Source organism: Microcystis sp. M53603_WE2, assembly GCF_030065435.1.
Map to the genome: position 1 here is coordinate 1 of NZ_JASJFF010000294.1, position 3080 is coordinate 3080.

The window sequence follows — 3080 nt, forward strand, 5'->3', positions numbered from 1 at the left end:
ATTGCGAATGACTGGGGGAACCCTGGAATTTTCGGCTTAGTTGCCGGCAGCTTGCCGCCAACTCACTCCTCTAGATAAGTATTTTGACTCAGGCATCTTCCTCTTTTGAGACGTTGTGACACTTAGGGTGCGGAATGTGGGATCTAGTCTGGTCAAATTATTTGTACCGTTCGGCGGTCTTCAGCAGCGATGAAGGGGGAATAAATAATCAGTTTGTAATAACCGGATTTAGGATCAGAATATTTTCAGGCTTGGCGGTGCCAACTTTGGCATCGGGACTGCCCCCTGCCTTTGTTATCTTAATGGTGAGGTACAAAGTTTTTGTTTGGGGGAATCGGTCGTTGGTGGTCGATATCAAATTAGGTTACACTGCTTGATGGGAATTGCCTTCAATGGGGGGGGGATGACAGCATTGTACTATCATCCCTTGTTTGGAGGTTAAATCGCTTCGAGATCTTTTTCGCCGGTACGGATGCGGACGATCTGTTCCACGGGGGAGATGAAGATTTTACCGTCTCCGATTTCACCGGTACGGGCCGCCGAAATCAGCTTATCGACGACCATATCGACCTGCTTATCTTCGACGACGATCTCGATCTTGAGTTTTTGGAGAAATTCGACGGTGTACTCGGAACCGCGATAACGTTCCGATTGACCTTTCTGACGACCGAAACCTCTAACTTCGGAGACGGTCATCCCGACAATGCCCGCGTTAACTAGGGCGAGTTTCACCTCTTCAAGTTTAAAGGGTCGGATAATCGCTTCTACTTTCTTCAAAATATCTATCTCCTCGTTGCGTGACGATACTTTACTTTCTTGGTAAATTAACTGTTAATTCTAAACGCAGAATCCCGACAATAGCGCTTAAAGTCATGATTTCTTCAATTATTTTCCTTGGCCACAGTCTTCCACCGTGAAAAACTTCCAGGTGGGAAATAGCCCACCCGAAGCCATAAATAAACCAACTAGAGAGATAATCCCAACTGAAGACCGAAAACACCGTGAACTAGCAGTAAAATCAGGGCAATGCTGCCGATATAGGCGTGAATAGTCCGGAAAAGTTCTTTTTTCCCGCCAGCAAAGCCAGTGAGGGATAATAATCCATTGAAAGCTAATAAACCGATTGCGACCGATCCTGTCCAGAAATGGCTGCTTTCGAGGATTGGATGTTTCTGCATGACTAGGGATAAAATACCGCCGGTGTAACCGAGAGCGATAAATAAAAACAGCCAGGGGGCGAGTTTGCGGTGATCAGCCCGATTGTTGGCCACTACTTCCCCATCTTTGCTTAAACGGCTTTGCCAACCGGCATAGGCAGTATAACTACCCATAACTAAAACCACAATCCCCATCATGACTGGATGTCCCCAATGAACGATCGGTTCGGGAGTTCCGAGACTGCGAAAGGCAGCGGCGATCGGCTCTAGCGCATCACTTAAACTTTGATTCATGTTTGTTACCTAACTTTACAAAACCCTTTTGCCTAAGATTTTAGCCGATCTCCGGACTGGAAAAACTGCGGTTAGCCGAAAAAATGTCAAGCCTTCGCTAAATTTCTTAACATTTCAGCTAGAGATGAGCGGAGAAATATAGAATAGAGTCAGGGGAGACTAGGGATCTCCACGGGGATTAGCCCCTAGGAGGGAGTTATGACTTATCTGCTCAAAGATCGGCGGTCGGCTGGGAGACTATTAGCTAGTTACTTGACAGAATATACCAATAGTGCTGGGGTGCTAGTTTTGGCTTTGCCCCGGGGTGGGGTTCCGATCGCCTTTGAAATTGCCCAAAGGTTACATTTACCGCTAGATCTGTGTTTGGTGCGAAAATTAGGTGTACCGGAGCGCAAAGAGTTAGCTTTTGGGGCAATCGGTCAGAATGGGGTGCGGGTAATCAATGAAAGTGTCGTTGAAGACTTGCACCTATCGGAGGCGATGATGGAAAGGGTAGCAAAGGAAGAAATGATCGAATTAGAGCGACGCGATCGTTTGTATCGAGGGGAGCGACCCTTTCCGGACGTGACGGGAAAAACGATTATTCTAGTAGATGATGGGATCGCTACGGGAGCAACGATTAAAGCGGCGATTCTGACCCTGAAAGCTAGAAACCCCGCTGCTATTATTATTGCTGTTCCTGTTGCCCCGCCGGAGGTCTGTGATCAATTAGAAAAATTAGTCGATCGAGTAATTTGCCTACATAAACCCTACGAATTGAGATCGATTTCTCTTTGGTACGAGGACTTTTCCCAAACCAGCGATGAGGAGGTGCAAACACTTTTAGCCACCGTCGATAGTTCTTTGATTCAAGTTTAGGGAATTAGGAAGTGGGGGAGTGGGGAAGTGGGGTAGTGGGGTAGTGGGGAAGTGGGGAAGTGGGGTAGTGGGGGGGAGAATAAATAACAGCAATCTCCTGAATTCAGAAGTCAGAATTGAGACTTACGAATTCTAACTTCTGACTTCTACGGCATCGGTATCAACGGCATTGGTTGGGGAAGAAACCTCGGTTTGATTCTTTACTGTCCCCGGACGGCGATTGCGATAATCAAGAACTAATCGCGATAATTCCGTGGTTAAAAGGGTGAGGACAATACCATCATCGATCCAACCAATAATCGGGAAAACGTCAGGAGAAATATCGAGGGGGCTAAACAGATAAACCATAGTTCCCAGAATGATAATCCAACGATATTGGGGGTGAGTGATTTTGCTGCTGTACCAGTTGTAAAAAGATTCAACAATCGGTTTCATTAATTTGTCCTCGTTGACGGCGATAATTTAATTTTGTCAGGTTGTCCCTGGGGCTGATAGTGAGGTTTTACCCCCATTATCTAGGGTGATATCCGCTAATTAATCAAAAAAAAATGCCCAGAAGAAAATTCACCTTTAGGGATGAGCCTGAATTATTAAGCTAAGACGTATTTAGGGCTTGCTGAAAAAGTTTTTCGGTGGTGGCAGGGTGTGGGGTGTGGGGTGTGGGGTGTGGGGTGTGGGGTTTTATCGATTTTCAGGTGGTCAACTACCTAATTTTCAGGGAAAAAGTCCCGGAATTTTCCCCCCAATCACTCCAATGGTCGGCACTTTTTG

Annotated in this window: 4 protein-coding genes; 1 reads left to right on the top strand and 3 read right to left on the bottom strand. The window is 46.3% G+C overall.

The window, feature by feature from the left end:
* Positions 1-438: 438 nt before the first annotated feature.
* Complete coding sequence (locus tag PX481_RS06370; protein ID WP_002762484.1) at positions 439-777, bottom strand: P-II family nitrogen regulator; 339 nt, start codon at positions 775-777, stop codon at positions 439-441.
* A gap of 188 nt (positions 778-965) precedes the next feature.
* Complete coding sequence (locus PX481_RS06375) at positions 966-1451, bottom strand: DUF4079 domain-containing protein (protein WP_002762483.1); 486 nt, start codon at positions 1449-1451, stop codon at positions 966-968.
* Positions 1452-1649: 198 nt separating this feature from the next.
* Here PX481_RS06375 and PX481_RS06380 point away from each other — a divergent pair, with 198 nt between their 5' ends.
* Positions 1650-2309 carry a phosphoribosyltransferase gene (locus PX481_RS06380; protein ID WP_002762482.1) on the top strand — a complete coding sequence of 220 codons (660 nt, stop codon included), beginning with the start codon at positions 1650-1652 and terminating at the stop codon, positions 2307-2309.
* A gap of 132 nt (positions 2310-2441) precedes the next feature.
* On the opposite strand, the gene PX481_RS06385 is transcribed toward PX481_RS06380, so the two are convergent.
* The gene (locus PX481_RS06385) at positions 2442-2744 is read right to left on the bottom strand and encodes a YkvA family protein (RefSeq protein WP_002762481.1); all 303 of its coding nucleotides are present in this window, start codon (positions 2742-2744) and stop codon (positions 2442-2444) included.
* Between the last annotated feature and the right edge of the window lie 336 nt (positions 2745-3080).

Bases quoted from the DNA above. Each gene is read 5' to 3' on its own strand.
- PX481_RS06375 (WP_002762483.1), bottom strand. From the start codon at position 1,451: ATGAATCAAAGTTTAAGTGATGCGCTAGAGCCGATCGCCGCTGCCTTT.
- PX481_RS06380 (WP_002762482.1), top strand. From the start codon at position 1,650: ATGACTTATCTGCTCAAAGATCGGCGGTCGGCTGGGAGACTATTAGCT.
- PX481_RS06385 (WP_002762481.1), bottom strand. From the start codon at position 2,744: ATGAAACCGATTGTTGAATCTTTTTACAACTGGTACAGCAGCAAAATC.